We start from the raw sequence: 26,967 nt of genomic DNA on the forward strand, positions 1-26,967 counted from the left end.
GGTAGCCCGAAAACTGTGTCACGCTGTAACCAACCCAACCTCAAGATCGGGCAATATCCCTTACCCGAAACCACCCAGCCAGCCATTGCCAAATAATACCTTATTATTTGGCCTAGCCCCGTACACCGCCCAACGTAACAAGGCCGGCAATAGGCCGGCCTTTGTCGTCTGCGAAGTGGTAAATCTACTTCTTCTTGGCGTATTTCAACGAGTCCAGCGCCACGGCGAAGATGATGATGCTGCCCTTGATGATGTACTGCCAGTACGGGTTGATGCCGATATAGGTCAGGCCGTAGTTGATGACGGTGAAGATGATCACCCCGGTCACCACGCCCCACACCGTACCCACCCCGCCGGCGAAGGAGACGCCCCCCACCACGCAGGCGGCGATGGCGTCCAGCTCATACATAAAGCCGAGGTTATTGGTGGCGCTGCCGATGCGCCCCGCTTCCAGCAGGCCGCCGAAGGCGTAGAACACGCCGGACAGCGCATAGATCATGATCAGGTTCAACGGCACGTTGACCCCGGACACCTTGGCCGCTTCCGGGTTGCCGCCGATGGCGAAAATGTTCTTGCCGAAGCGGGTCTTGGTCCACAGGATCCAGACGAATATGATGGCGATCAGCGCATAGAAGGTAATGTACGACAGCTTAAAGTCGCCGAAGCGCAAGAAGCCCTGGGCAAAGGTGGAGAACTTCGGATCGAAGCCCGCCACCGGCGAAGCGCCGACCGAGTCGTAATACAGCGAGTTGATGCCGTAGACGATGATCATGGTGCCCAGGGTGGTGATGAACGGCGTCACGTTGAGATAGGCGATAATCAGGCCGTTAACCAGGCCGATCACCGCGCCGACCGCACACACCAGCAGGATAACCAGGGGAATCGACCAGGTTTCCATGTGCGGGAACACCTTGTTGACGTTATCCATCGACTGCAGCAGCGTGGCCGCCACCACCGCCGCCAGCCCCACCTGCCGCCCGGCGGACAGGTCGGTGCCCTGGGTCACGATCAGCCCCGCCACGCCCAGCGCGATGATGATGCGCACCGAAGACTGCGTCAGGATGTTGCTCAGGTTCATCAGGCTGAGGAAAGTCGGATCCTGAATGATGATGATGGCCAACAGCACCAGCAACACCACGTAAATGCCGCCTTCCTTGAAATAGGTAAATAAGGTTTTTTTATTTAGCGCGTTCATAATTCCGATCCTTAAAGGTGCAGGGAGGCGAGACGTAAGATTTCATTTTGCGAGGTCTGTTCGGTGTTAACGATGCCCGCAACCTGACCATTGCTCATCACCAAAATACGGTCGGTGATCCCCAAAAGCTCCGGCATTTCGGACGAGACGATAATGATCCCCTTGCCCTTCTTCGCCAGTTCGGTCATCAGCTGATAAATCTCGAACTTGGCGCCCACGTCGATGCCGCGCGTCGGTTCATCCAGCATCAGGATCTCCGGCTGCGTCAGCAGCCAGCGGCCGATGATCACCTTCTGCTGATTGCCGCCGGACAGCGAGCCGATATGGGTGTGATGCCCCGGCGTTTTCACCCGCATGGCGTCGATCACCCACTGGGTGTCGCTCTTCATCCGCGCGTTATCCAGCAGGCCGAGCTTGTTTTTATAATTGCGGATATTGGAGATCAGCGAGTTGAAGCCCACGTCGAGGTAAGCGTAAATCCCGGTGGATCGGCGCTCTTCGGTCACCAGCGCAAAACCGTGGTTGATCGCTTCGTTGGCGCTGTGGTTATCGATCGCTTTGCCGTGCAGCTTGATGGTGCCCGCCACCTTTTCGCGAATGCCGAACAGCGTCTCGACGATATCGGTGCGCTTGGCGCCCACCAGCCCGGCGATGCCGAGGATCTCGCCTTGGTGCAGATCGAAGGACACATCACGGATCGAGGGCTGGCGCAGCGACGTCAGGTTTTTCACCTCGAGGATCACCTCACCCGGCGTGTTCTGCCTGTCGGGGAAGCGCTGGCTGAGCGAGCGGCCGACCATCATGGCGATGATCTTATCCATATCCAGCCCTTCCAGCGGTTGGGTGGCGATCCATTGCCCGTCGCGCAGCACCGTTATCTCGTCGCACAGCTGGAAGATCTCTTCCATCTTGTGCGAGATATAAACGATGCCGCAGCCGCGCTCTTTCAGCTTGCGGATAATGGTGAACAGGTGATTGACCTCTTTTTCCGTCAGCGAGGAGGTCGGCTCATCCATGATGACGATTTTGGCGTCGTAGGAAAATGCCTTGGCGATCTCGATCATCTGCATCTGCGACACCGACAGGTTGCCCACCTTTTCGCGCGGGTTGATGTCGATATCCAGCTCGTCGAAGATCGCCTGGGTGTCTTTGAGCATTTTTTCCTGATCGACGAACAGGCCTTTGGTCGGATAGCGCCCCAGCCACATGTTGTCCATCACGGTGCGCTGCAGCACCAGGTTCAGCTCCTGGTGCACCATGGAAACGCCGTGCTCCAGCGCTTCTTTCGAACTCTTGAAATCGATCTCCCGGCCCTGAAACACAATGCTGCCGCTGTCTTTTTTGTAAATGCCGAACAGGCATTTCAGCAACGTCGATTTACCCGCGCCGTTCTCCCCCATCAGGGCGTGAATCGAGTGCGGGCGGACGCGTAAATTGACATTGTCCAAGGCTTTGACGCCGGGAAATGACTTACAGATATCCGTCATTTCCAGCAGAAATTCGCGTGAGCTATCGGCCATAAATACACCTGGCTTAACTGTCTTGCAGTCGTAAACATCCCCGCCGGCAGTATTCCTGGTGTTGGCGCCGCAGGCGGGGTCTTAGCGGGATCTCAATTCTTATTTAACAAACTGAGACAGGTTGTCTTTATCTACGCCGACGTAAGGAATACGCACGACTTTATTTTCGATTTTATATTGGGTGCCTTCGGTGGCCGGTTTGCCCGCCGCCAGGTTCTTCGCCAGCTCGAAGGTGGCTTTCGCCTGGTTGTCGGCGTCGTTCAGCACCGTGCCCGCCATCGCGCCGGATTTCACCAGCGCCAGCGCCTCAGGCAACGCATCGACGCCAAACACCGGGATAGTGGTCTTGTTATGCGCCTTCAGCGCTTCCACCGCGCCCATCGCCATGGCGTCGTTGTTGGCGATCACCACTTCAATCTTGTTGGCGTTCGGGCCGGAGAGCCAGGCGTCCATCTTGTCTTTCGCCTGCGCGGTATCCCACATCGCGGTATCCATCTGTAGCTGCTGGGTCTTGATGCCTTTCTCGTTCAGCGTTTTCACCACGTAGGTGGTGCGCGCTTCAGCATCCGGGTGGCCCGGCTCGCCTTTCAGCAGCACGAACTGGATCTGGCCGTCTTTGTTCAGATCCCAGGCCGGGTTGGCTTGCCAGTGTTTGGCGATCAGCTCGCCCTGGATCACGCCGGATTCTTTGGAGTCGGTGCCGACGTAATACGCCTTGTCATAGCTGTCCAACGCCTTGCGGGAAGGCTCTTTGTTGTAGAACACCACCGGGATATCGTTTGCGCGCGCCTTATCGATAACCACCGGCGCCGCGGCCGGGTCGACCAGGTTGATCGCCAGCGCTTTCACGCCCTTGGCCAGCAGCACGTCGATCTGATCGTTCTGCTTGGACTGGTCGTTCTGCGAGTCATTCATCAGCAGGGTGACGTCCGGTGAAGCCTTGGCGTCCTTCTCAATAGCCTTGCGCACCACCGACATGAAGTTGTCGTCGTACTTGTAAATCGTGACGCCAATACGGGTGTCAGCATGGGCTGCGGCGCCAAACATCATGGCTGCGGCCATGGCGGCCAGGGTGAAAACCTTCTTATTCATTGTCAGTCTCCGGTTCTGTGTAGGGTATTACTCGTCTTTGAGCCAATGGTCACCGGCAGTGCGCACACCCCAGGCCAGGCGATTTCCACTCAACACCTGCCGTCCGTGGATTTTGTTATTTCCGAGAAATGCTGTGTCAGCGCGAGATAAAGGTTGCAGCGGCAAGGGCCTTTGCGCCGGAAAACGCCTAGAGCATAGACGGCGTGATGTTAATATTCTGTGAATTTTCTCACAGATTGAAAACGGTTACACAAGATTAAATCGTCAGAGAGTGACCGTCGCCTCACTTTGCCAGGGGGCGACAGAATGGCGCCGCACCAGCGTCGGCATGAACAGATGAGCGGCCTGCGGCTCCGTCAGGCCTGCCGCGCCCTGCAACGCCAGCTCGGTGGCCAGCGTGGCCATCGAGACGATCGGGTAGCGCACCGTGGTAAGCTTGGGGCTGGTGTAACGCGCGATGGGGATGTCGTCGAAGCCGATCAGCGAGAAATGCTGCGGCACCGTGATACCGTTTTCTTTCAGCACCGCCATGGCGCCGGCGGCCATGGCGTCGTTGTAGGCGAACACCGCGCTCAGCTGCAGGTTACGCCCCAGCAGCTCCACCATCGCCGCCTCGCCGCCCTGCAGATCCGGCGAACCGTAGGCGCGCCAGTTGTCGGGCGTGGCCAGCCCGGCGGCGGCCATCGCCTGCGCATAACCCTGCTGGCGCAGCGGCCCGTCTTCGATCGGGTGATTGGAGCCCAGATAGCCGATGCGCCGATGGCCCTGCGACAGCAAAAGACGCATCGCCATTTCCGCGCCGCAGATGTTATCCAGCCCGACGCAGCGCGGCTCATAGCCGGGAATAATCCGGTTGATCAGCACCATGCCCGGCACCTGCTCCAGAAAGCCGATCAGCTCGGCGTCACTCAGGGCTTTGGCGTGAACAATCAGGGCGTTACAGCGCTGGCGAATCAGCACTTCGATCGCGTGGCGCTCTTTGTCCGCCTGATGATAGCTGTTGCCGATCAGCAAGTATTTGTGGTGTTTCTGCGCCACCGTGTCTACCGCTTTCACCAGCGCGCCGAAGAACGGATCGGAGACGTCCATCACCACCACGCCCAGGGTATCGCTGCTTTGGGTCGCCAGCGCCTGCGCGTTGGCGTTGGGGCGATAGCCCAGCTCTGCCACCGCCTGCAGCACCTGCTCGCGCGTCTCCTTGCTGGTCAGCGCGCTGTGATTCAGCACGCGGGAGACGGTCGCCACGGAGACCCCGGCGCGTTTCGCCACGTCGCGGATGGTGATCGGATGAACTGGAGGCATGCGGGATCCTGAAATCGGGGTAGTGGCCGGTGGCGCTATCCTACCCCGATTGGCCCGCTGCTCTGCGTGAATTACGTCACAGGAAAGAAAACGTTTACATACATTTTTTTAACCTGCCGGCGGGCGCTCACTTCAGCGTTTTGGGTTCCGCTTCGCCGGCGGCCAGCTGCGTCAGCTTGCGCCACAGCCACTCCATCGGCCCCTGTTCGAAGTAACGCAGCCACAGTGCGGAAAACGCCAGGTTGGCCAGCCAGACCAGCGGCACGAACGCCAACAGCTGCAGCCGGTCGAACTGCTCATAGAGGCCAAAGCGATAAAACAGCGTGGTGCAGATCAGCGTTTGCAGCAGGTAGTTGCTCAACGCCATGCGCCCCACCAGGGTCAGCCAGTGGGCGATGCGCATGCGCGACAGCGCGGGCCAGAAACCGTAACACAGCGCCAGATAGCCCATCGCCTGCAGCGGGGCGCCCAGCTCGCGCGGCACCTGCAGCAGGAAACCGCTCCAGCGATAGTCCCAATGCACCTGCCATTGCAGCGCCACCGCCGGCAGCTGGATCAGCACCGAAAGCGGCAGCAGCCACGCCGCCTGCCGCAAATAATAACCGGAGGAATAACTGCCGCGCAGCCAGCCGCTGCGCATCAGTCCGGCGCCGAACAGCATCAGCCCCGCCAGCTCCCAGCCATACTGCGCGCCGATGGCCAGCAGGCTGGACGAGAGCAGATCGGCGCGGCTGCGCCAGGCTTCGAAACCGCCCTGCAGCTTCCAGAACTTCTCGTACTGCAGCTCCGCCGCGCCCGGCTGCCAGAAGCTGCCCGGCTCACCGTGCGAGACGAAGCCGAGCAAAAGCAGCACCGCCACGCCGATCAAATACAGCACCACGCCGGTTTTCAGCAGCTGGAAGGTTTCTTTGGCTTCGCGGATCATGCGCCAGCACACCAGGCCGATCAGCCCGTAGGCCAGCAGAATGTCGCCGTCCCACAGGAAGATGGCGTGCGCAAGGCCGAACAGCAGCAGCCACGACAGCCGCGCGCGGATCCAGCTTTTGCCGCGCCGCAGCAGCATTTGCAGCCCGGCGCCGAACAGCAGCGCGAACATCGCCAGGAACTTGGCCTGGGCGAACAGATCGAGCAGCGCCCAGGTCCAGGCGTCGCGCGATGACGGCATGCCCAAATAGGCCGGGTTGAGGTAGGCGGCCTTCGGCAAGCCGAAGGCGCTGATGTTCAGCAATAAAATGCCGAGGATGGCGATGCCGCGCACGCAGTCCAGCGTGGCGATGCGCGGCAGAGGATGACTGTTCATTTTTTATCGCTGTCTTCCGCTCATGAAAAAGGCGCCCGCAGGCGCCTGTTGTCGTCGTGCGGGTCGCCCCGCAACGCCATCACCCCTGGTGATGACGCACCGCGCGCAGGAACTCCTGGCGGGTATTCTGGCTGGACTTGAACAGCCCCCCCAACGAAGTGGTGGTGGTGGCGCTGGTCGCGTCGCGGATGCCGCGCGCCTTGACACAATAATGGACCGCATCGATCGATACCGCCACGTTATTGGTGCCGAGCAGGGTCTGCAGCGCCACCAGGATCTGCTGGGTCAGGCGCTCTTGCACCTGCGGACGCTGGGAGAAGAACTGCACGATGCGGTTGATCTTCGACAGGCCGATCACCGAGTCTTTCGGGATATAGGCCACGGTGGCCTTGCCGTCGATGGTCACGAAGTGGTGTTCGCAGGTGCTGGTCAGCGTGATATCGCGCACCGTCACCATCTCATCCACCTTCATCTTGTTCTCGATAACGGTGATTTTCGGGAAGTTGGCGTAGTCCAGCCCGGAGAAGATCTCGTCGACATACATTTTGGCGATGCGATGCGGCGTCTCCGCCAGGCTGTCATCGGACAGATCGAGGTTCAGCAGCTGCATGATTTCGGTCATGTGCTCTTTGATGCGGCGCTTGCGCGTTTCGCGATCCAGCACTTCCCCGCGCAGCGGCGTCTCCAGACCACGCTCTTCCAGCGCCGCATGCACCAGCGCGGCTTCTTTACTTAATGATGTCATGTACTTGTTCTCCTGCGGACGGAACCCGCCGGCGGCCTGGTAGGGCGTGCGGCCGGCGAATTGCTTGCTCTCGTGACGGCAGAGTTTTCGTGGTGGATAACGTGAACCCGGTCAAGATTTTGCCCCCACTGTAGATGAGAGCGCGGCGATTATCCAGTGATAGTGCTTCATCCGCAGGTGAAATATTCGCATTTAGCACAATCAGGCCGGCTGCGGGATTCCACGTTTTTTGTATGGATTTCAATCACCGCATCGCCGTTTTTTGCGCCAACCGCCGCGCCGGGGTATTCACCACCAGCGCACCGGCCACCAACAGCGCCGCCACCGCTACGTACAGCGCCGGCTCCAGTCGATGGGTCAAGGCGGTCGACAGCGCCGACAGCATCGGCCCGACCAGTTGGCCGATCGCATAACCGGTGGTCAGCAACCCGGCCATGTAGCGCGCATGGCGCGGTGCCAGTTCTCGGCCGTGTTGAAGCGCGAGCTGCACCACGCAGAGGAAGCCGCCGCCGGTCAGCAACGCCCCGAGCGCCAGGCCGGCCACGCCCGGCACCACTTCGGCGCTCAGCACGCCCAGCGCCTGTATCCACAGCGTGATCGCCAGCCGGCTCTGGGTGGTCAGCCGATGGCGGGTCAAAATGCCGATAACGATCCCCAGCACCGCCGCGCCGCCGAACACCGGCCAGACGAACTGCGCGAACAGGCTGCCGGGAAAACGCGCCGCCGCCATCTGCGACAAGAACGTCGCCGGCAGGATGTAGCCGAACCCGGCCAGGCTGTAGCTCCACACCAGGCGTTTGAGCGCCGGCGTCAGCAGCAGCGGTTCCGGGGCCACGTCCGGGCGATGCAGCTCGCCGCTGCGCGGCAGAAAGGCGCTAATCGCCCCCACCAACGCCAGCGCCGGCACGCCATACACCAGCCAGGCCTGCGCCGCCGTCAGCCCCAGCGTGTTGATGCCCACCGCCAGCATGCCGCTGAGGAAGATACCGGCGCCCGGCCCGGCGAACACCGCCGCGCTCAGCGCCGGCCGGCCGTAGTGCGCCAACCGCTCATTGGTCCAGGCCGCCACCAGCACCATCGCCCAGCCGCTGGCCCAGCCGATGACGAAGCGCAGCGCGCCGTGCGTCCATTCATCCTGCGCCAGCGCCGACAGCAGCGTCAGCGCCACCGCGCCCCACACGCCAAGCCACAGGCGCCGCTCGACGTGGCGCGTGGCGCGCATCGCGTCGTAGGCGCCGCACAGGTAGCCCAAATAGTTGATCGCCGCCACCAGCCCGGCACCGGTCAGGGTGAACTGATGTTCCGCGATCATCAGCGGCACCTGGGGGGTGAAAGCGAAGCGGCCAATGCCCATCGCAACGATCAGCGCGGCAAAACCGCTCAAGGCAATACGTAAAGCCATATCGGCATCCAAAAGGTTAAAAGAAAGTTGCCAGTATCATGCCGCAGTATTAAACTCACAAAAACTGAATAATACTAATCAAGTTCATCACGAAACGAGAATATTATGGATCTGACCCAGCTTCGCATGTTCTGCTGCGTGGCGGAAACCGGCTCGGTCGCCCGCGCCGCCGAGCAGCTGCACCGCGTGCCGTCGAATCTGACCACCCGACTGCGCCAGCTCGAACAGGAGCTGGGCGCCGATCTGTTTATCCGCGAAAAACAGCGCCTGCGCCTGTCGCCGATGGGCCATAACTTTCTGTGCTACGCCAACCGCATCCTGGCGCTGAGCGACGAGGCGATGAGCATCACCCACGCCGGCGAACCGGCGGGCAACTTCGCCCTCGGCTCGATGGAGAGCACCGCCGCTACCCGCCTGCCCTCGCTGCTGGCGGCTTACCACCAGCGCTTCTCGCAGGTTTCGCTGTCGCTGACCACCGGCACCTCTGGCGAAATCGCCGATCGGGTGCGCGCCGGCACGCTGGCCGCGGCGCTGGTCGACGGCCCGGTACCCTATGACGAGCTGAACGGCTGCATCGCCTATCCTGAACATATGGTGGTGATCTCCTGCCTCGATCACGCGCCGATCCACAGCGCCAAAGACGCCAATGGCGAGACGCTGTTCGCCTTTCGCGCCAGCTGCTCCTACCGCCTGCGGCTGGAGGCCTGGTTCAAGCGCGAAGGCGCGCGGCCGGGGCAAATTATGGAGATCCAGTCCTATCACGCCATGCTGGCCTGCGTCGCCAGCGGCGCCGGGCTGGCGATGATCCCGCATTCGGTGCTGAGCCTGCTGCCGGGCCATGAGCGGGTGCGGGTTCACCCCCTGCCGCCGGACGTGACCGACACCGCCACCTGGCTGCTGTGGCGCCGCGACGCGTTCGGGCCGAACGTGCGTGCGCTGAAAGAGTTGATTATTGAACAGACGGAAACCGCCGCTGTTGATGAAAGCACCCCCAACGATTTATCAGACGTTGTCGATATCGCCTGATTTAAAAAGAAAACCACTGAGGAGACTATGATGGAGATGATCAAAACCCGCGCTGCCGTTGCCTGGGGCCCGAACCAGCCGCTGAAGATCGAAGAAGTCGAGCTGATGCCACCGCAAAAAGGCGAAGTGCTGGTGCGGATCGTCGCCACCGGCGTTTGTCACACCGACGCCTACACCCTGTCCGGCAAAGATCCGGAAGGCGTGTTCCCGGCGATCCTCGGCCACGAGGGCGGCGGCGTGGTGGAAGCGGTCGGTGAAGGCGTCACCAGCGTGGCGGTCGGCGATCACGTGATCCCGCTCTACACCCCGGAGTGCGGCGAGTGCAAATTCTGTAAATCCGGCAAGACCAACCTGTGCCAGGCGATCCGCGCCACCCAGGGCAAAGGGCTGATGCCGGACGGCACCACCCGCTTCTTCAAGGATGGCAAGCCGATCTTCCACTACATGGGCACCTCCACCTTCTCCGAGTACACCGTGGTGCCGGAAATCTCACTGGCGAAAATCAACAAGGAAGCGCCGCTGGAAGAAGTGTGCCTGCTGGGCTGCGGCGTGACCACCGGCATGGGCGCGGTGATGAACACCGCCAAAGTGCAGCCGGGCGACACCGTGGCAATCTTCGGCCTGGGCGGCATCGGCCTGTCGGCGATCATCGGCGCGCAGATGGCCGGCGCGGGCCGCATCATCGGCATCGACATCAACACCAGCAAGTTCGATCTGGCGCGCAAGCTGGGCGCCACCGATCTGATCAACCCGAAAGATTACGACAAGCCGATTCAGGACGTGATCGTCGAACTGACCGATGGCGGGGTCGATTTCTCCTTCGAGTGCATCGGCAACGTTAACGTGATGCGCTCCGCGCTCGAATGCTGCCACAAGGGCTGGGGCGAGTCGGTGATCATCGGCGTCGCGGGCGCTGGCGAAGAGATCTCGACCCGTCCGTTCCAGCTGGTCACCGGCCGCGTCTGGCGCGGTTCGGCGTTCGGCGGCGTCAAGGGCCGTTCGCAGCTGCCGGGCATAGTCGAACGCTATCTGGACGGTGAATTCGCGCTGAACGACTTTATCACCCATACCATGGGGCTGGAGCAGATCAACGAAGCGTTCGATTTGATGCACGAAGGCAAATCGATCCGTTCCGTCATCCACTTCGACCAATAAGCCAGGAGGCAGAGATGACGTTGTCATTGGAACTTCTCGAAGAGCACCGCATGTTCGGCGGCTGGCAGCAGCGCTATCGCCACGCGGCGCAGAGCCTGAATTGCAACATGACATTCAGCATCTACCTGCCGCCGCCGCGCGATGACAACCCGCCGCCGGTGCTGTACTGGCTGTCGGGGCTGACCTGCAACGACGAGAACTTCACGTTGAAAGCCGGCGCGCAGCGCATCGCCGCCGAGCTGGGCCTGGTGCTGGTGATGCCGGACACCAGCCCGCGTGGCGACGAAGTGCCGAACGACGAAGGCTACGATCTGGGCCAGGGCGCCGGGTTCTACCTGAACGCCACCCAGGCGCCGTGGGATCGCCACTTCCGCATGTACGACTACATCAGCGCAGAACTGCCGGCGCTGATCGAACAGCACTTCAGCGTCAGCGATCGTCAGTCGATCTTCGGCCACTCGATGGGCGGCCACGGCGCGCTGATGATGGCGTTTCGCAATCCGCAGCGCTTCCGCTCGGTATCGGCGTTCGCGCCGATCGTTAACCCGTGCCAGGTGCCGTGGGGCCGCAAGGCGTTCACCGCCTATCTGGGCAGCGACGAAAGCCAGTGGCTGCAGTACGACAGCTGCCATCTGCTGGCCAGCGGCGCGGAAAAAATGCCGGTCCTTATCGACCAGGGCGACGACGACCAGTTCCTGGCCGATCAGCTGCAGCCGGCGCGGTTGGCGGAGCTGGCGCGCCAGCGCGACTGGCCGCTGACGCTGCGCATTCAGCCGGGGTACGATCACAGCTACTTCACCATCGCCACCTTCGTGGAAGATCACCTGCGCTTCCACGCCGAGCACCTGTTCCGCTGATAAAAAAATCCGGGCGGTTATTAAAGCGCCCGGATTTCTTCAAATACCGTCAAGAAGAAAGTCGATGGCGGCTTTTATCCTGGTCCGATACTGGGAAACATCACAAAACTCGGCCCCCAAAGCCCGAACCGGGATGCTGGCCATTTCATATGTCATCACGGCGTACTCGTTGTCATCAATCAATCTGATCAACGGGATCAAGCGTTCCGGTCGCGTACTCCCCGGGTATTTTTCAACGGGCAACAAAGGGATCACAACTCGACGATTTAATTGCCCAATGATATCGCTCGTCACATCAAGCAGCAGGGGATAAACCGCGCTGTTCCCCCTATTCGCATACACCGTAAATTGCATCGCTAAAACGTCCTGTATTCGTCGCTAAAGCAACCATGCTCATCATTAAATCGGTTAAGCGCTTCAAGCGCCTCTCGGTTTTCTTCCTGCCATTTTATCCTCTCATGCTGACGTAACTCAGCATCTAAAGCAGCAGTTAGCGTCGCGCTGAGATTAATCCCCGCCTCACGCGCACGGCTCAACAAACTGCGTTCCAGCGTCATGGTCACACTTTGCGTCGTTCGTTGTTTTACTGGCATCGGCACCTCTCTCACTCATTTTCGTGCAAACAACACGGTTTATTGAACGATAGTAGCATTGAGACGTCATTTGAGCCCGTTCAAATATGCGCCATACGTTAAAGCATCACCCCTTCAGCTTAGGATCGAGCGCGTCGCGCAGTCCGTCGCCCAACAGGTTGAACGCCAGCACGGTGATGAATATCGCCAGACTGGGGAAGATCGCCACGTGCGGCGCGATCACCATATCGGCGCGCGCCTCGTTGAGCATCGCCCCCCACTCCGGCGTCGGCGGCTGGGCGCCCAGGCCCAGAAACGACAGGCTGGCGGCGGTGATGATCGAGGTGCCGATGCGCAGGGTAAAATAGACCACGATCGAAGACAGAGTGCCCGGCAGAATGTGCCGCAGGATGATGGTCCAGTCCGAGGCGCCGATGCTGCGCGCCGATTCGATATAGGTCAGGTGCTTCAGCACCAGCGTATTGCCGCGCACCAGGCGGGCGAAGGCCGGAATGCTGAAGATCGCCACCGCGACGATCACGTTGGCCATGCCGCTGCCCATGATCGCCACCACGCCGATCGCCAGCAGAATACCGGGAAACGCGAACAGCACATCGCAGACGCGCATGGTGAGGCGATCCCACCAGCCCTCATAGTAGCCGGCCAGCAGCCCCAGCAGGGTGCCGATCGCCCCGCCCGCCAGCACCGAGAACACCCCGGCCGCCAGCGAAATGCGCGTGCCCATCAGGATGCGGCTGAAGATATCGCGCCCGAGAGAATCCACGCCCAGCCAGTGCATCAGCGAAGGCCCCTCGTTCAGCCGATCGTAATCGAAATAGTTTTCCGCATCGAACGGTGCCAGATAAGGCGCCAGCAGCGCCGCCGCAATCAGCAGCAGCACCAACAGACCGGCGACCAGCGCCGCCCGCTGGCGGCGAAAACGCCGCCAAAACTCGCGCCACGGCGTGCGTACCGCATTGGGATCGATAAGCGGCATCGCCTTCAGTGCGGCGTTGCGCCGCCAATGCTTAATCATGCCGCGTCCTCATTGATAACGAATCGCCGGGTTAATCGCCGCGTACAGCATATCCACCAGCAGGTTGATCAGAATGAATTCCAGCGAGAACAGCAGCACCTCGGCCTGGATCACCGGGTAATCGCGCATCTCCACCGAGTCCACCAGCAACCGCCCCAACCCCGGCCAGTTGAACACCTTCTCCACCACGATCGAACCGCCGAGCAGGAAGCCGAACTGCAGCCCCATCATGGTCACCACCGGGATCATCGCGTTGCGCAGGCCGTGTTTCATCACCACCACGCTTTCCCGCACGCCCTTGGCGCGCGCGGTGCGCATGTAGTCTTCCTGCAGCACCTCGACGAACGAAGCGCGGGTGAAACGCGCCATCACCGCCGCCACCGCCGCCCCCAGGGTGATCGAAGGCAGAATGTAGTGTTGCCAGCTGTCGGCGCCCACCGTCGGCAGCCACCCCAGTTCGACCGAGAACACCTGCATCAGCAGCATGCCGAGCGCAAAGGCCGGGAACGAGATCCCCGACACCGCCAGCGTCATGCCGAGGCGATCCGGCCAGCGGTTGCGCCACACCGCCGACACCACGCCGATCGCCAGGCCGAACGCCACCGCCCACAGCATGCTGGTGACGGTCAGCCAAAAGGTCGGCATAAAGCGCGAGGCGATCTCTTCGCTCACCGGGCGCTTGGACACCATCGAGATGCCGAAGTCGCCCCGCAGCGCGTTGACGAAGAAGTGTGCGAACTGCTGCGGCAGAGGCTGATCCAGCCCCAAATCCTTGCGCACCAGCTGCACCACCGCCTCGTCGGCCTCCGGCCCCGCCGCCAGCCGCGCCGGATCGCCCGGCAGCAGGTGGACGAACAGGAACACCAGCACCGCCACGATCAGCAGCGTCGGGATCAGGCCCAGCAGTCGTTTCAGAAAATAATTGAGCATCTCATTCCTTCCCCCGCCCGCCGACGCTTGGCCGCAGGCGGGGATGGGCGCCTTATTTCAGATCGGCGTTATCAAAGTTGAACGAGGTATCCGGCATCACGTAGAAACCGCTCAGCTGTTTGCTGTTGGCCGACAACAGACGTTCGGTCGCCAGGAAGATCCAGGGCGCATCGGCCCAAATGCGATCCTGCGCGTCCTGATACAGCTTCTGCTTCTCGGCGCGATCGGTGGTCGCCAGCGCGTCGGTCAGATCCTTGTCCACCTGCGGGTTGCTGTAGAACGCGGTGTTGAACTGCTTCGGCGGCGCCGCCTGGGTGGAGAACAGCGGCGACAGCGCCCAGTCCGCTTCCCCGGTCGAGGCCGACCAGCCGGTGTAGAACAGCCGCACACCGGTGTCCTTCACCCCGACGCTCTCCACCTGCGCCGCACGCTGCCCGGCATCCATCGCCGTCACCGTCACTTTCACCCCCACCTGCGCCAGCTGCTGCTGGGTGAACTGCAGCACCTTCTGCGCGGTGCTGTGGTTGTGGGAAGACCACAGCGTGGTGGTGAAGCCGTTCGGGTAGCCGGCCTCTTTCAGCAGCTCGCGCGCCTTGGCCGGATCGTACGGCCACGGCTTATAGCGGGCAGCGAAGTCAATGGCCGGCGGCACCGGCCCTTCCGCCGGCACCGCGTACCCGGCGAACGCCACTTTGATCAGCGCGTCCTTGTTGATGGCATAGTTCAGCGCCTGGCGCACCTTCGGGTTGTCGAACGGCTTCTGAGTGACATTCATGCTGATGTAACGCTGCAGGATCGACGGCGCGGCCACCACGTCCAGCTTGGCGTTGCCTTCCAGCACCTTGGCCTGCTCGTAAGGGATCGGGAAGGCGAAGGTCGCCTCGCCGGTTTGCAGCATCGCCGCGCGGGTGTTGTTATCCACCACCGGGCGCCAGGTGATGCTGTCGAGCTTCGGCAGCCCCGTCTGCCAGTAGCCGTCGAACTTCTTCACCTTGACGAAATCGGTCTGGTTCCAGGTGACGAATTGATACGGCCCGGTGCCGACCGGGTGGAAACCGATCTCCTTGCCGTATTGCTTCAGCGCCGCCGGCGAGATGATCGCCGCCGCCGGGTGCGCCAGGTTGTTGACGAACGCCGAGAACGGCGCTTTCAGCACGATCTTCACCGTATTGGCGTCCACCGCTTCGGTTTTGTCGATCATCTTGAACAGGTTGTAGCGCTTGAGGTGGCTGTCCGGGTTGCTGGCGCGATCGAGGTTTACCTTCACCGCCTCGGCGTTGAACGCGGTACCGTCGTGGAATTTAATCCCCTGGCGCAGTTTGACGGTGTAGGTCAGGCCGTCTTTGCTGACCTCATAGCTGTCCGCCAGCACGTTCACCAGCTTCATGTCCTTGTCGAAGCCGAACAGCCCCTGATAGAAAGACTTGGCCACCGCCTGCGACAGCGTATCGTTGGCGTCGTAAGGATCGAGGGTGGTGAAGTTGGAGGCCACGGCGATCACCGCGTCCTTCGCCGCCCAGACCGGGCCGGTTCCCGCCGCCAGCAGTACGGCGGCCAACAGCGCATTGCGTTTGAATGTGTGCTTCATGTCGCTTGTCTCTCCTGAGGTCTTTAAAAAGCACCGGCGATCGGGTGGCGGGCGACAAAGTGCCCGGCGCCAACCTGCACCAGCGGTGCGGTAACGGGTTCATCGCCCAGCGCGCGCACCGGGCTCGGGATCTCATCGGCCGGCAGCGGCTGCCGTTTGTGGGCGTGGGCGGGATCGGCCACCGGCACCGCAGCCATCAATTTGCGGGTGTAAGGGTGCTGCGGGTTATCGAACACCGCCTGCCGTGGGCCGATCTCGACGATCTGCCCGAGGTACATCACCGCCACCCGGTGGCTGATGCGCTCCACCACCGCCATATCGTGTGAAATAAACAGAAAAGCGATGCCGAACTCGCGCTGCAGGTCGAGCAGCAGATTGACGATCTGCGCCTGAATCGACACGTCCAGCGCCGACACCGCCTCGTCGGCGATCACCACTTTCGGGTTCAGCGCCAGCGCGCGCGCGATGCAGATGCGCTGGCGCTGGCCGCCGGAAAATTCGTGCGGGTAGCGGCGCGCATGCTCCGGCAGCAGGCCGACGCGCTCCAGCAGCCAGGCCACCCGTTGCTCCGCCTCGCGGCCGTGCATCACGTTGTGCACCAGCAGCGGCTCCATGATGGAAAAACCGACCGTCAGACGCGGATCAAGCGAAGCGTATGGATCCTGAAAAATGAACTGAATATCGCGCCGCAGGTGCTGCAGGGCCGGCCCCTTCAACTGATCTATCCGCCGCCCGGCGAAGGTGATGGTGCCGCTCTGGCTGTCCACCAGCTTCAGCAAAGAGCGCCCGGTAGTGGACTTGCCGCAGCCGGACTCGCCCACCAGCCCCAGCGTCTCGCCGGGGTAAAGATCGAAACTGACGTTTTCCACCGCGTGCACCCGGCGAGTGACCCGATTGAACAACCCGCCGCGCAGATCAAAGCGCGTGACCAGATGCTCCACATGCAGGATAGGCGCGGCGCCGGGCGGCACGGTATCCTGCGGCGCCGTATCCCCCTCTCCGCCCGGCAACGGAAACTTCGCCGGCAGCGGCCGATCGGCCATCGCCCCCAGCTTCGGCACCGCCGCCAACAGCGCCCGGGTATAGGCCTGCTGCGGCGCGGCAAACAGCTCGCGCACCCGATTCTGTTCCACCTGCTCGCCGCGGCGCATCACCAGCACCCGATCGGCGATCTCTGCCACCACGCCCATGTCGTGAGTAATGAAGATCACCCCCATCTGCATCTCCCGTTGCAGCACGCGGATCAGCTGCAGGATCTGCGCCTGAATGGTGACGTCGAGGGCGGTGGTGGGCTCATCGGCGATCAGCAGCGCCGGCTTGCAGGAGAGCGCCATGGCGATCATCACCCGCTGGCGCATGCCGCCGGAAAGCTGGTGCGGGTAGCGCCCCAGCACCTCTTTGGCCTCCGGAATACGCACCAGATCGAGCATGCACAGCGCCTCCTGGCGCGCGCTGCGGCGATCCATGCCCTGATGCAGGCGCAGCGATTCGGCGATCTGCTCGCCAACCGGAAATACCGGGTTGAGCGAGGTCATCGGCTCCTGGAAGATCATCGCCATGTCGGCGCCGCGCACCGTGCGCAGCGTGCTCTGCGAGGCCTGCGCCAGATCGAGCAGCGCGCCGTCACGCCGGCGCAGCGTCATGACGCCGCCGACGATGCGCCCGCCGCCCTGCTCCACCAGCCGCATCAGCCCCAGCGAAGTGACCGATTTGCCGGAGCCGGACTCACCGACGATCGCCAGCGTCTCGCCGCGATCGAGATCGAACGACAGGTTGCGCACCGCTTCCACGGCGCCGTCCGGTTGAGGAAAGCTGATGCTCAGATCGCGCACCGTCAGCACCCGCTGCGGCGACAATGACGGCCCGCCGCTGGCGGCGGGTCGAAGTAAAACGTCGGTCATGCACCCTCCCGGTGAACGCTTAGCGGTAAATCCCGACGGACGGCGCATCGCCGACATAGCCAAAACCGCGATACATCCCCTCGCAGTTGAACGGCAGCGCGATATTGCCGTGGCGATCGACGGCGATCATGCCGCCGCTGCCGCCCAGTGCAGGCAGCTTCTCCATCACCACCCGATCGCTGGCCGCCTGCAGGCTCAGATCGCCGTATTCGATCAGGGCGGAGACGTCATAGGCAGCCACACCGCGCATGAACATTTCGCCGGTGCCGGTGCTGGAAACCGCCACGGTGGCGTTGTTGGCATAGCAGCCGGCGCCGATAATCGGCGTGTCGCCTACTCGCCCGGCCTGCTTGTTGGTCATGCCGCCGGTCGAAGTGGCGGCGGCGAGGTTGCCCAGCGCATCCAGCGCCACCGCGCCGACGGTGCCGAATTTGCGATCGGGATCGAGCGGATCGCCGGCCTGCGCCGCGCCGTCGTGATCGAGCAATACCCGGCCCTGCTCCGCCTGGGCGCGGTGCAGCTGATCGAAACGTTCCTGGGTAAAGAAGAAATCGGGAGCGACCATTTCCAGGCCGTGGGCTGCGGCAAACTTCTCGGCGCCTTCGGCGGCAAACAGCACGTGTTCGCTATTTTCCAGCACCGCGCGCGCCGCCAGCACCGGGTTGCGGATGCGGCTGACGCCGGCGACGGCGCCGGCATCGCAGGTGCGGCCGTCCATCACGCAGGCATCAAGCTCGTGGGTGCCCTGATGGGTAAACACCGAGCCTTTGCCGGCGTTGAACAGCGGGCACTCTTCGAGCAGCCGCACCGCTTCGGTCACCGCGTCCAGCGCGCTGCCGCCCTGCGCCAGTATCGCCTGCCCGGCGGCCACGATCTCGGACAGCGCCTGAATATACTGCCGTTCTTTTTCCGCACTCAGCGCCGCCCGGGTAATTGCGCCCGCGCCGCCATGAATGACAATCACTGGTTTGCTCATTTGCCTGACACCCTGTGTTAATCCCGCCGTTGCGCAGCGAATAAGCTGAGCGCGGTATCATTATTATTCAGTCTTTTTCGACTCTATTTAGTCCTACAGTGGAAGTACAGCATAACGTCCACGTCCCGCTTTTAGCGTAGTCCGCTTAGACCGTTTCGCACCTTGAAATAGCTTATTGGAATAAAAACAGCAGGTTATAAAAAGCCGTAAACCGCCGATCGTACGGCCGAGATTATTGGTAATTCCGCGTGCGGAAATAGCGGCATGGCGTAAGGAAATAAACGTTCGCGCTGAATAACGCTTATTGCGGCGCCCGGCCTGCTGTTTTTTCCCCGGCCGGGCGCAGATGATCCGAGATTAAAAACCCGATCCGGGCTGCTGTAAAAAAGCCTCTTCTTCCGGCGTGCTGGTGCGCCCCAATATCGCATTGCGATGCGGGTAGCGGCCGAAACGATCGATGATCGCCTTGTGCCGAAGCTCGAACTCCAGCTGGTCGCCGTTATTGAGCTCGGTGTACAACACCAGCGCCTGCTGGTGGATTAGCGGCGATTCCGAATGCATGAAGGGCAGATAAAGGAAACCGCGCTGCTCGCGACTCAGCCGCTCGCACTCGCCACTGCGGATCGCCTCCTGCGCCAGGATCAACGCCATGCCGTCGCAGGCGAACGACTGCGGCGTGCCGCGGAACAGGTTGCGGCTGAACTGATCGAGCACGATCACCTCCGCCAGCCGCCCCTCGATGGTGTCGCGCCAGTGCGCCAACTCCCCCGCCGCCGCCGCGTGCCAGATTTCGCCGAAACGGCTGTGCAGCAGACGATCGAAATCGTCGTCCTTTTTGAACCACATGATCGGTTCGATCTCGTCGAACCAGAAGTCGATAACCTGTTTATGCATCATGATTCTCCTCTGTTTTACGCAGTTTATACCCGATCGCCCCAGCGCCGCAGTGCGAAAGATGGCGGGCATAACCCGTTCTCCCCCCCGGCGTTCTCTGCCATAATACCCGCACTTTGTCGCTATTTTAGCGCACCCTGATTACGGAGTTCCCTTTATGGATCATTGCCATACTTCCGATCTCATTTCCCTGGAGCAAGCGCTGGAAAAAATGCTCGGGCAGATCGCCTCGCTGCAGCAGACCGAATCCGTTGCCCTGACCGCCGCCGCCGGCCGCATCACCGCCGCGCCGGTGGTCTCGCCGCTCGACGTGCCGCCGTTCGCCAACTCGGCGATGGACGGCTATGCTGTGCGCCTCGCCGATCTGGCGGCCAATGCGCCGCTGCCGGTCGCCGGTAAGGCCTTCGCCGGTGCGCCGTTCGACGGCCAATGGCCAGCCAACAGCTGCGTGCGCATCATGACCGGCGCGCCGATCCCGGCCGGGGCGGACGCGGTAGTGATGCAGGAGCTGGCCGAGGTGAGCGACCAAGGCGTGCGTTTTACCGCGCCGGTTGAAGCCGGCCAGAATATCCGTCTGGCGGGTGAAGACATTCGCCGCGGCGCGAGCGTGTTGCCGGCCGGCGTGAAGCTGGGCGCCGCGCAGCTGCCGCTGCTGGCTTCGCTTGGCGTCGCCGAGGTGCAGGTGATGCGTAAGCTGAAGGTTGCGGTGTTCTCCACCGGCGACGAACTGCAGCCGGTCGGCCAGCCGCTGCAGGCGGGCCAAATCTACGACACCAACCGCTTCGCGGTGCGCCTGATGCTGGAACAGCTGGGCTGCGAGGTGCTCGATCTCGGCATTATCCGCGACGATCGCGATGCGCTGCGCGCCGCTTTCGAACGGGCGGACAGCCAGGCCGACGTGGTCATCAGCAGCGGCGGCGTCTCGGTCGGCGAGGCCGACTACACCAAACAAATGCTCGACGAACTGGGCCAGGTCAGCTTCTGGAAGCTGGCGATCAAACCCGGCAAACCCTTCGCCTTCGGCAAACTGGGCCACGCCTGGTTCTGCGGCCTGCCGGGCAACCCGGTTTCCGCCGCCCTGACCTTCTACCAACTGGTGCAACCGCTGCTGGCGAAGCTGGCCGGCCACAGCGACTGGCGCCTGCCGCCGCGCCTGCGCGCACGGGCGCTGACCCCGTTGAAGAAATCGCCGGGCCGCCTCGATTTTCAGCGCGGCGTGTTCCGCAGCAACGCCGCGGGCGAACTGGAGGTCAGCACCACCGGCCACCAGGGCTCGCACGTCTTCAGCTCCTACAGCCAGGGCAACTGTTTCATCGTGCTGGAGCGCGAACGCGGTTCGGTGGCGGTAGGCGAAACGGTGGAGATCGAGCCGTTCAACGCCCTGCTGAGGAGCTGAGCATGCTGCCGGAATTGACCGACGCCGAAGCGCTGCGCTACAACCGTCAGATCGTGCTGCGCGGCTTTGACTTCGACGGCCAGGAGAAGCTGAAGGCCGCCCGCGTGCTGATCGCCGGGCTGGGCGGGCTGGGCTGCGCCGCCGCGCCATATCTGGCGGCGGCCGGCGTCGGCCATCTGGTGCTGGTGGATTTCGACACCGTCTCGCTCTCCAACCTGCAGCGCCAGATCCTGCACCGCGACGATCGCATCGGCCAGAGCAAGGTCGCTTCCGCCAAGCGGGAACTGAGCGCCATCAACCCGCATATCCGCATCGACGCGATCGACGGCCGTTTGGAAGATGACGCGGTCGCGGCAGAGATCGCCGCCTGCGATCTGGTGCTGGACTGCACCGACAACGTGGCGGCGCGCGATACCCTGAACCGCCTGTGCCACGCGCAGCAGAGGCCGCTGGTTTCCGGCGCGGCGATCCGCATGGAAGGCCAGCTCAGCGTGTTCACCTATCAGCCGGGCGAGCCCTGCTACCGCTGCCTGAGCCGGCTGTTCGGCGACAGCGCCCTCACCTGCGTCGAAGCGGGCGTGATGGCGCCGCTGGTCGGCACTATCGGCACCCTGCAGGCGATGGAGGCCATCAAGCTGCTGGCCGACTATGGTCAGCCGCTGCGCGGCAAGCTGTTGATGTTCGATGCGATGAGCATGCAGTTCCGCGAGATGAAACTGCCGAAGGATCCGCACTGCGAGGTGTGCGGCGGGGAATGACGAATAAAAAAGGGCGGGATACTTCCCGCCCTGATGCGTTGCCGCGAGGGTTAGACGATGCCCTGGCTGCGCAGATAGTCTTCGTAGTTGCCGGTAAAGTCGATCACCTTGTTCGGGGTGATTTCCAGAATGCGCGTCGCCAGCGAGCTGACGAACTCACGGTCGTGGGAGACGAAGATCAGCGTGCCTTCGTACATCTCCAGCGCCATGTTCAGCGATTCAATGGATTCCATATCCAGGTGGTTGGTCGGTTCGTCCATCACCAGAATATTCGGGCGCTGCATCATCAGCTTGCCGAACAACATGCGGCCCTTCTCACCGCCGGACAGCACCTTCACTTTCTTCTTGATGTCGTCCTGGCTGAACAGTAAACGGCCCAGCACGCTGCGCACCGCCTGCTCGTCGTCTTTTTCCTGCTTCCACTGGCTCATCCAGTCGAACACGGTCAGGGTATCGTCAAACTCGTATTCGTGATCCTGCGCGTAGTAACCGATACGGGCGTTTTCCGACCACTTCACGGTGCCGGTGTCCGGCTGCGCGTCGCCCACCAGCGTTTTCAACAGGGTGGTTTTACCGATGCCGTTGGCACCCAGCACCGCAACCTTCTCACCCACTTCCACCATCAGGTTCAGCTTGCTGAACAGCGGGCCGTTGTCAAAGCCCTTGGTGAGCGCTTCCACTTCCAGCGCGTTACGGAACAGCTTCTTGTCCTGATCGAAACGGATGAACGGGTTCTGGCGGCTGGAGGCCTTCACTTCTTCCAGCTGGATCTTGTCGATCTGGCGGGCGCGCGAGGTGGCCTGCTTGGATTTGGAGGCGTTGGCGCTGAAACGGCTGACGAACGATTGCAGCTCGTTGATCTGCGCCTTCTTCTTGGCGTTGTCGGCCAGCAGACGTTCACGCGCCTGGGTGGCGGCGGTCATGTATTCGTCGTAGTTGCCCGGATAAACGCGCAGTTCGCCGTAATCCAGATCCGCCATGTGGGTGCAGACCATGTTCAGGAAGTGACGGTCGTGCGAGATGATGATCATGGTGCTGTTGCGTTCGTTCAGCACCTGCTCCAGCCAGCGAATGGTATCGATGTCCAGGTTGTTGGTCGGTTCGTCGAGCAGCAGGATTTCCGGATCGGAGAACAGCGCCTGCGCCAGCAACACGCGCAGCTTCCAGCCCGGCGCGATTTCGCTCATCGGGCCATAGTGCTGTTCCACCGGAATGCCGACGCCAAGCAGCAGTTCGCCGGCGCGCGCTTCGGCGGTGTAACCGTCCATCTCGCCGTAGGCGACTTCCAGATCGGCCACTTTATAGCCGTCTTCTTCGCTCATCTCCGCCATGCCGTAGATGCGGTCGCGCTCTTCCTTCACCGCCCACAGCTCGGTGTGGCCCATGATCACGGTGTCCAGCACGCTGTACTGTTCGAAGGCGAACTGATCCTGACGCAGTTTACCCAGGCGCTCGTTCGGATCGAGGAACACGTTGCCGCCGGTCGGCGCCAAATCGCCGCCGAGGATTTTCATAAAGGTGGACTTGCCGCAGCCGTTGGCGCCGATCAGGCCATAACGGTTGCCGCCGCCGAATTTAACAGAGATGTTTTCAAACAACGGCTTGCTGCCGAACTGCATGGTGATGTTGTTGGTGCTTAACACAGCGCTCGCTCTTTATACATAGGGAATGTGATTTGGCGCGCATTATGCCACAACGGGGTTAAGAGATCGCGGGAAGTTTTGGTGACATTTTGAGCGGTGACGACGAATGAGTCATAGTTGGGTTGAATAACACCGATAAAATTCACGGCGAGATTTCACGCAGCAAGCCGTACAATATTTGAAACCAATTCGCCAAATATATTAATTAAACTTAAAAATGACATTTATTCTCCTCAGAACTGCCCCAGGCACGAATAAATCGTATCTGTTCATCTTATGAAAATCATTAATACAGCCAATACGTCTCTATTTAATTCTAGTTTTTTCCGACTATCGCCACACATTCTGCTATACGCGACATTTTGTGACCGCCTTCTTAATTACCAAGGTTTTTTAGAGGATTAATGCGTTACAGCTCACTAAACCGACATGGCACATTCGTTCAGATAACAGGAAAAACCAAATTAAAACAATTAAATACAGGAAGATTTGAAAATCAAACCAGCGTTATCCCGCTAACTACTCTCATATTGCATATGATTGTACATACAAGTATATGTAAACGTGACGTTGCCGTTTTGTTGGCGTTTCGGGGCTCGGTTATCGCCGCCCCGGATAACGCCACCCCGGCCAGAAAATAATAACAACACACCGTCCACCTATCGCGAGAGACAACGATGAACACTGCTGAAAACGCATTGCCCAAAAGCCAAACGGCGGAGAAGGGCGCGGTAAATTACAAAGTCATTGTCGGCGCCAGCCTGGGCAACGGCCTGGAGATTTTCGACTTCACCGTCTACAGCTTCTTTGCCGCCATTATCGGCAAACTCTATTTTCCCAGCGACAGCGCCTACGGCTCCTTGTTGATGTCGGTGGCGGTGTTCGGCGTCGGCTTTATCATGCGCCCGCTGGGCAGCATGGTGCTGGGTGCCTATGCCGATCGGGTCGGCCGCAAGGCCGCCATGCTGATGACCATCGTGCTGATGGGCGTCGGCACCGCGCTGATCGCCTTCGCGCCCACCCATGCGCAAATCGGCGTTCTGGCGCCGGTGCTGATCGTGATTGGCCGCCTGATTCAGGGGTTTGCCGCCGGCGGTGAAGTGGGCTCGGCCACCACGCTGCTGCTGGAGTCGGCAGGGGCCAACCAACGCGGCTTCTTCGTCAGCTGGCAGGCGATAAGCCAGGGCATCAGCGCCCTGCTTGGCGCTTCTTTAGGCCTGGCGCTCACCTATTTTCTGCCGGAGCAGGCACTGTATGCCTGGGGCTGGCGCGTGCCGTTCATCATCGGTTTGTTGATCATTCCCGTCGGCATCTATATTCGCAAACATCTGGAAGAGACCTACAGTGGAGAGGCGCCGGCTCACGCGCGGCCGCCGCTGAATCCGGTATGGGATCTGGTGAGCAATCATGCCAAAGATCTGTTGCTGGGCGTATTGATCATCATGTCCGGTACCGTGATGGTCTACGTGGTGCTGCTGTATATGCCGACCTACATGATGCAGACCTATCACATCGCCGGCCCGACCGCCTACCTGTTCAGCTGTATCGCCTCTGTGGTACAGATCATCGCGGTCTATTGCGCAGGCCGTTACGTCGATCGGGTGCAGAACTACAAAAGGCCGCTACTGTTCTCCATTTTTGCGGCATTGCTCCTGATTTACCCGACCTTCTGGTTCCTCAGCGCCACGCAAACCCTGTGGCTGGCGATCGTTTTCCGCATCCTGCTGATCTGCGCGCTGGGCATCAACATGCTGTCGAGCACCATGCTGATCGTTTCGGCGCTACCGCGCCACGTGCGCGCCACCGGAACCTCGATGATCTACGCCTTTGGCGTAACGCTGTTCGGCGGATCGGCGCAGTTGGTCGTCACCTGGCTGCTGGACGTCAGCGGCAATCCGATGGCGCCGGCGTGGTACGTCACCGGCATGTTGACCGTCAGCCTGATCGCCACTCTGCTGTTCCACGAACGTCATAAAGAATAGCGCCTGCTGCCGAGCCGTGCGGCTATCGGCTGCCCGGCGCCGGCGTAATGCCCTGTTCCTGCAAGAGGGCAATAAACGCCTGCGCGGCGGCGCTGCGGTAAGCGCCTTTGCGCTGCAGCCATACCGCCTGCCGCACCGGCATGGCGTTGGCCAAAGCCACTTTTTTCAACTGCCGGTTCTCGCGCGCAATGGCGGCCGGCAACAGCGTAGCGAGCTGCCCGCGCCGCACGATCTCGACGATGGCGCCCAGCGCATTGGCCTCCACCGCCACCTGCGGGCGGAAACCCAGCTGCGTGCAGTAGCGATCGATAAACTGACGCGTGGCGAAGTCGCCGCTCAGCAAGGCCAGCGGCAGATGTTGCCACTCCGCCAGCGTCAGCGGCCGGCGATGAGACGCCAAGGGATGATCGGCGCCGACCATCAGTTCCAGCGTCTCGCTGAACAACGGCGCCGCTTCCACCTCCGCCGACTGCGCCATCTCGAAGGCAATGCCCAGATCCAGCCTATCCTGCGCCAGCAGCGCCTCCATTCGCTCTTGCGCCATCTCTTCAATGCTCAGCGTAATCCCCGGATAGCGGCGGTAGAAGGCATCGACCGCCGGCCCCACCAGATAGGCGGTGAACGTGGGGGTCATCGCCAGCCGCAAATGGCCGCGTGCCAGCGTCGCCACGTCATGGATCGCCCGCGCGCCGGCATCCAGATCCTGCAGCGCCAAGCGCGCATAGCGCATCCACGCCTCACCGGCGTCGGTCAGGCGCACGGCTCTGCCGCTGCGATCGAACAGCGGCGCTCCCAATGTGTCTTCCAGCTGCTTGATCTGTTGCGAAAGCGTCGGTTGCGACACGTGCAGCGCTTCGGCGGCGCGGGTGAAGTTGCCCTGTTCGGCAACGGCCAGAAAATAACGGATGTGTCGCAGCAGCATAACGCCCCAGCTATTAGTAAAACCTATAGTTTGCATTATAAATGAGTCTTAGACCCTATAGCCAGAAGCGTTCATCATGCCGCCATCGCATAACGACACCCAATGGAGAAACGGATGAAAGAGGTGATTGAAGGCTTCCTGAAGTTCCAGCGCGAAGCCTTTGTTGAACGCACGGCGCTGTTTCAGCAGTTGGCGACCCGCCAAAACCCGCGCACCCTGTTTATCTCATGTTCCGACAGCCGCCTGGTGCCGGAGCTGGTCACCCAGCGCGAGCCGGGCGATCTGTTCGTGATCCGCAATGCCGGCAACATCGTGCCTTCTTTCGGCCCCGAACCCGGCGGGGTTACCGCCTCGGTCGAGTACGCCGTCGCCGCGCTGGGCGTGGAGGATATCGTGATCTGCGGCCATTCCGACTGCGGCGCAATGACCGCCATCGCCACCTGCCAGTGTCTGGATCACCTGCCCACGGTCGCCGGCTGGCTGCGTTACGCCGATTCCGCGAAGGCGGTCAATCAGGCTTATCCGCACGCTTCCAAAGAGGCGCGGGTCGCATCGATGGTGCGCGAAAACGTCATCGCCCAGCTCAACAACATCAAAACGCACCCTTCCGTCGCCCTGGCGCTGGATCAGAGCCGCCTGACGCTGCACGGCTGGGTCTATGACATCGCCAGCGGCGCTATCGAGGCGCTGGACGGCGAAACCCGCCGCTTCGTGCCGCTCGCCACCCATCCCGAGGTGACCGCCACCCCGGCGCTCGCCCGTTTTTAAGTCAACA

General features: G+C 61.6%; 24 protein-coding genes. 7 read left to right on the plus strand and 17 right to left on the minus strand.

Annotation, left to right across the window (positions count from 1 at the left end; all coding sequences use genetic code 11):
- Positions 1 to 184: 184 nt before the first annotated feature.
- The 7 genes from mglC to REA38_RS04165 form a co-directional block, all read right to left on the minus strand.
- Positions 185 to 1,195, minus strand: coding sequence for a galactose/methyl galactoside ABC transporter permease MglC (mglC, locus tag REA38_RS04135; RefSeq protein ID WP_004938953.1), 1,011 nt, complete (start codon positions 1,193 to 1,195; stop codon positions 185 to 187).
- Between the two features lie 11 nt (positions 1,196 to 1,206).
- Positions 1,207 to 2,715, minus strand: coding sequence for a galactose/methyl galactoside ABC transporter ATP-binding protein MglA (gene mglA / locus REA38_RS04140; protein WP_308885090.1), 1,509 nt, complete (start codon positions 2,713 to 2,715; stop codon positions 1,207 to 1,209).
- Between the two features lie 99 nt (positions 2,716 to 2,814).
- The gene (gene mglB / locus REA38_RS04145; RefSeq protein ID WP_039566832.1) at positions 2,815 to 3,807 is read right to left on the minus strand and encodes a galactose/glucose ABC transporter substrate-binding protein MglB; all 993 of its coding nucleotides are present in this window, start codon (positions 3,805 to 3,807) and stop codon (positions 2,815 to 2,817) included.
- Between the two features lie 264 nt (positions 3,808 to 4,071).
- Positions 4,072 to 5,109: an HTH-type transcriptional regulator GalS gene (galS, locus tag REA38_RS04150; RefSeq protein WP_033637722.1), complete on the minus strand. Its 1,038-nt coding sequence runs from the start codon at positions 5,107 to 5,109 to the stop codon at positions 4,072 to 4,074.
- Positions 5,110 to 5,236: 127 nt separating this feature from the next.
- A complete protein-coding gene (gene yeiB / locus REA38_RS04155; protein WP_074026871.1) occupies positions 5,237 to 6,409 on the minus strand; it encodes a DUF418 domain-containing protein YeiB in 1,173 nt (390 codons plus the stop codon).
- Between the two features lie 79 nt (positions 6,410 to 6,488).
- A complete protein-coding gene (gene folE / locus REA38_RS04160) occupies positions 6,489 to 7,154 on the minus strand; it encodes a GTP cyclohydrolase I FolE (RefSeq protein WP_004938969.1) in 666 nt (221 codons plus the stop codon).
- Between the two features lie 244 nt (positions 7,155 to 7,398).
- On the minus strand, positions 7,399 to 8,556 hold the full coding sequence (locus tag REA38_RS04165) for a YbfB/YjiJ family MFS transporter (protein WP_047568517.1): 1,158 nt from the start codon (positions 8,554 to 8,556) through the stop codon (positions 7,399 to 7,401).
- 105 nt (positions 8,557 to 8,661) lie between these two features.
- On the opposite strand from REA38_RS04165, the gene REA38_RS04170 reads away from it, so the two are divergent.
- Genes REA38_RS04170 through fghA form a run of 3 tightly spaced genes read left to right on the plus strand, consistent with a single transcriptional unit; the run spans position 8,662 to position 11,594 of the window.
- Positions 8,662 to 9,582 carry a LysR substrate-binding domain-containing protein gene (locus tag REA38_RS04170; protein ID WP_308885092.1) on the plus strand — a complete coding sequence of 307 codons (921 nt, stop codon included), beginning with the start codon at positions 8,662 to 8,664 and terminating at the stop codon, positions 9,580 to 9,582.
- Positions 9,583 to 9,612: 30 nt separating this feature from the next.
- Entirely contained in the window at positions 9,613 to 10,737 is a 1,125-nt protein-coding gene (locus REA38_RS04175) for an S-(hydroxymethyl)glutathione dehydrogenase/class III alcohol dehydrogenase (RefSeq protein WP_033637718.1), read from the plus strand.
- 14 nt (positions 10,738 to 10,751) lie between these two features.
- Positions 10,752 to 11,594, plus strand: coding sequence for an S-formylglutathione hydrolase (gene fghA, locus REA38_RS04180; protein ID WP_015377214.1), 843 nt, complete (start codon positions 10,752 to 10,754; stop codon positions 11,592 to 11,594).
- A 39-nt stretch (positions 11,595 to 11,633) separates the two neighbouring features.
- On the opposite strand, the gene REA38_RS04185 is transcribed toward fghA, so the two are convergent.
- The 8 genes from REA38_RS04185 to REA38_RS04220 form a co-directional block, all read right to left on the minus strand.
- Complete coding sequence (locus REA38_RS04185; RefSeq protein ID WP_019454426.1) at positions 11,634 to 11,948, minus strand: CcdB family protein; 315 nt, start codon at positions 11,946 to 11,948, stop codon at positions 11,634 to 11,636.
- Between the two features lie 2 nt (positions 11,949 to 11,950).
- Positions 11,951 to 12,187: a type II toxin-antitoxin system CcdA family antitoxin gene (locus tag REA38_RS04190; RefSeq protein WP_029988820.1), complete on the minus strand. Its 237-nt coding sequence runs from the start codon at positions 12,185 to 12,187 to the stop codon at positions 11,951 to 11,953.
- 106 nt (positions 12,188 to 12,293) lie between these two features.
- Positions 12,294 to 13,202: a glutathione ABC transporter permease GsiD gene (gene gsiD, locus REA38_RS04195; protein ID WP_308885095.1), complete on the minus strand. Its 909-nt coding sequence runs from the start codon at positions 13,200 to 13,202 to the stop codon at positions 12,294 to 12,296.
- 9 nt (positions 13,203 to 13,211) lie between these two features.
- Positions 13,212 to 14,132 (minus strand): glutathione ABC transporter permease GsiC, encoded by a 921-nt coding sequence (gene gsiC / locus REA38_RS04200; RefSeq protein ID WP_060427963.1) that lies wholly within the window; start codon positions 14,130 to 14,132, stop codon positions 13,212 to 13,214.
- A gap of 52 nt (positions 14,133 to 14,184) precedes the next feature.
- Entirely contained in the window at positions 14,185 to 15,720 is a 1,536-nt protein-coding gene (gene gsiB, locus REA38_RS04205; RefSeq protein WP_041034181.1) for a glutathione ABC transporter substrate-binding protein GsiB, read from the minus strand.
- Between the two features lie 23 nt (positions 15,721 to 15,743).
- Positions 15,744 to 17,621 carry a dipeptide ABC transporter ATP-binding protein gene (locus REA38_RS04210; protein ID WP_308885097.1) on the minus strand — a complete coding sequence of 626 codons (1,878 nt, stop codon included), beginning with the start codon at positions 17,619 to 17,621 and terminating at the stop codon, positions 15,744 to 15,746.
- Between the two features lie 19 nt (positions 17,622 to 17,640).
- Complete coding sequence (locus REA38_RS04215; RefSeq protein ID WP_308885098.1) at positions 17,641 to 18,597, minus strand: isoaspartyl peptidase/L-asparaginase; 957 nt, start codon at positions 18,595 to 18,597, stop codon at positions 17,641 to 17,643.
- Positions 18,598 to 18,954: 357 nt separating this feature from the next.
- A complete protein-coding gene (locus REA38_RS04220; RefSeq protein ID WP_103798777.1) occupies positions 18,955 to 19,491 on the minus strand; it encodes a DUF924 family protein in 537 nt (178 codons plus the stop codon).
- A 157-nt stretch (positions 19,492 to 19,648) separates the two neighbouring features.
- Between REA38_RS04220 and moeA the strand changes: the two genes are divergently transcribed.
- Together moeA and moeB are read left to right on the plus strand one after the other, a co-directional pair.
- On the plus strand, positions 19,649 to 20,887 hold the full coding sequence (gene moeA, locus REA38_RS04225) for a molybdopterin molybdotransferase MoeA (protein WP_308885100.1): 1,239 nt from the start codon (positions 19,649 to 19,651) through the stop codon (positions 20,885 to 20,887).
- A gap of 2 nt (positions 20,888 to 20,889) precedes the next feature.
- Positions 20,890 to 21,645 (plus strand): molybdopterin-synthase adenylyltransferase MoeB, encoded by a 756-nt coding sequence (gene moeB, locus REA38_RS04230; RefSeq protein WP_308885102.1) that lies wholly within the window; start codon positions 20,890 to 20,892, stop codon positions 21,643 to 21,645.
- Positions 21,646 to 21,695: 50 nt separating this feature from the next.
- Here moeB and REA38_RS04235 read toward each other — a convergent pair whose 3' ends face one another.
- Positions 21,696 to 23,288 carry an ABC-F family ATPase gene (locus tag REA38_RS04235; RefSeq protein ID WP_308885103.1) on the minus strand — a complete coding sequence of 531 codons (1,593 nt, stop codon included), beginning with the start codon at positions 23,286 to 23,288 and terminating at the stop codon, positions 21,696 to 21,698.
- A gap of 677 nt (positions 23,289 to 23,965) precedes the next feature.
- Here REA38_RS04235 and REA38_RS04240 point away from each other — a divergent pair.
- Positions 23,966 to 25,270, plus strand: coding sequence for an MFS transporter (locus REA38_RS04240; protein WP_308885105.1), 1,305 nt, complete (start codon positions 23,966 to 23,968; stop codon positions 25,268 to 25,270).
- A 22-nt stretch (positions 25,271 to 25,292) separates the two neighbouring features.
- On the opposite strand, the gene cynR is transcribed toward REA38_RS04240, so the two are convergent.
- Positions 25,293 to 26,192, minus strand: coding sequence for a transcriptional regulator CynR (cynR, locus tag REA38_RS04245; RefSeq protein WP_308885106.1), 900 nt, complete (start codon positions 26,190 to 26,192; stop codon positions 25,293 to 25,295).
- A 114-nt stretch (positions 26,193 to 26,306) separates the two neighbouring features.
- Here cynR and REA38_RS04250 point away from each other — a divergent pair, with 114 nt between their 5' ends.
- Positions 26,307 to 26,960 (plus strand): carbonic anhydrase, encoded by a 654-nt coding sequence (locus REA38_RS04250; RefSeq protein ID WP_308885107.1) that lies wholly within the window; start codon positions 26,307 to 26,309, stop codon positions 26,958 to 26,960.
- The last annotated feature ends 7 nt before the right edge of the window (positions 26,961 to 26,967 follow it).

The sequence above is a fragment of the Serratia sp. MF1(2023) genome (genome assembly GCF_030954545.1).
Classification (GTDB): Bacteria; Pseudomonadota; Gammaproteobacteria; order Enterobacterales; family Enterobacteriaceae; genus Serratia; species Serratia sarumanii.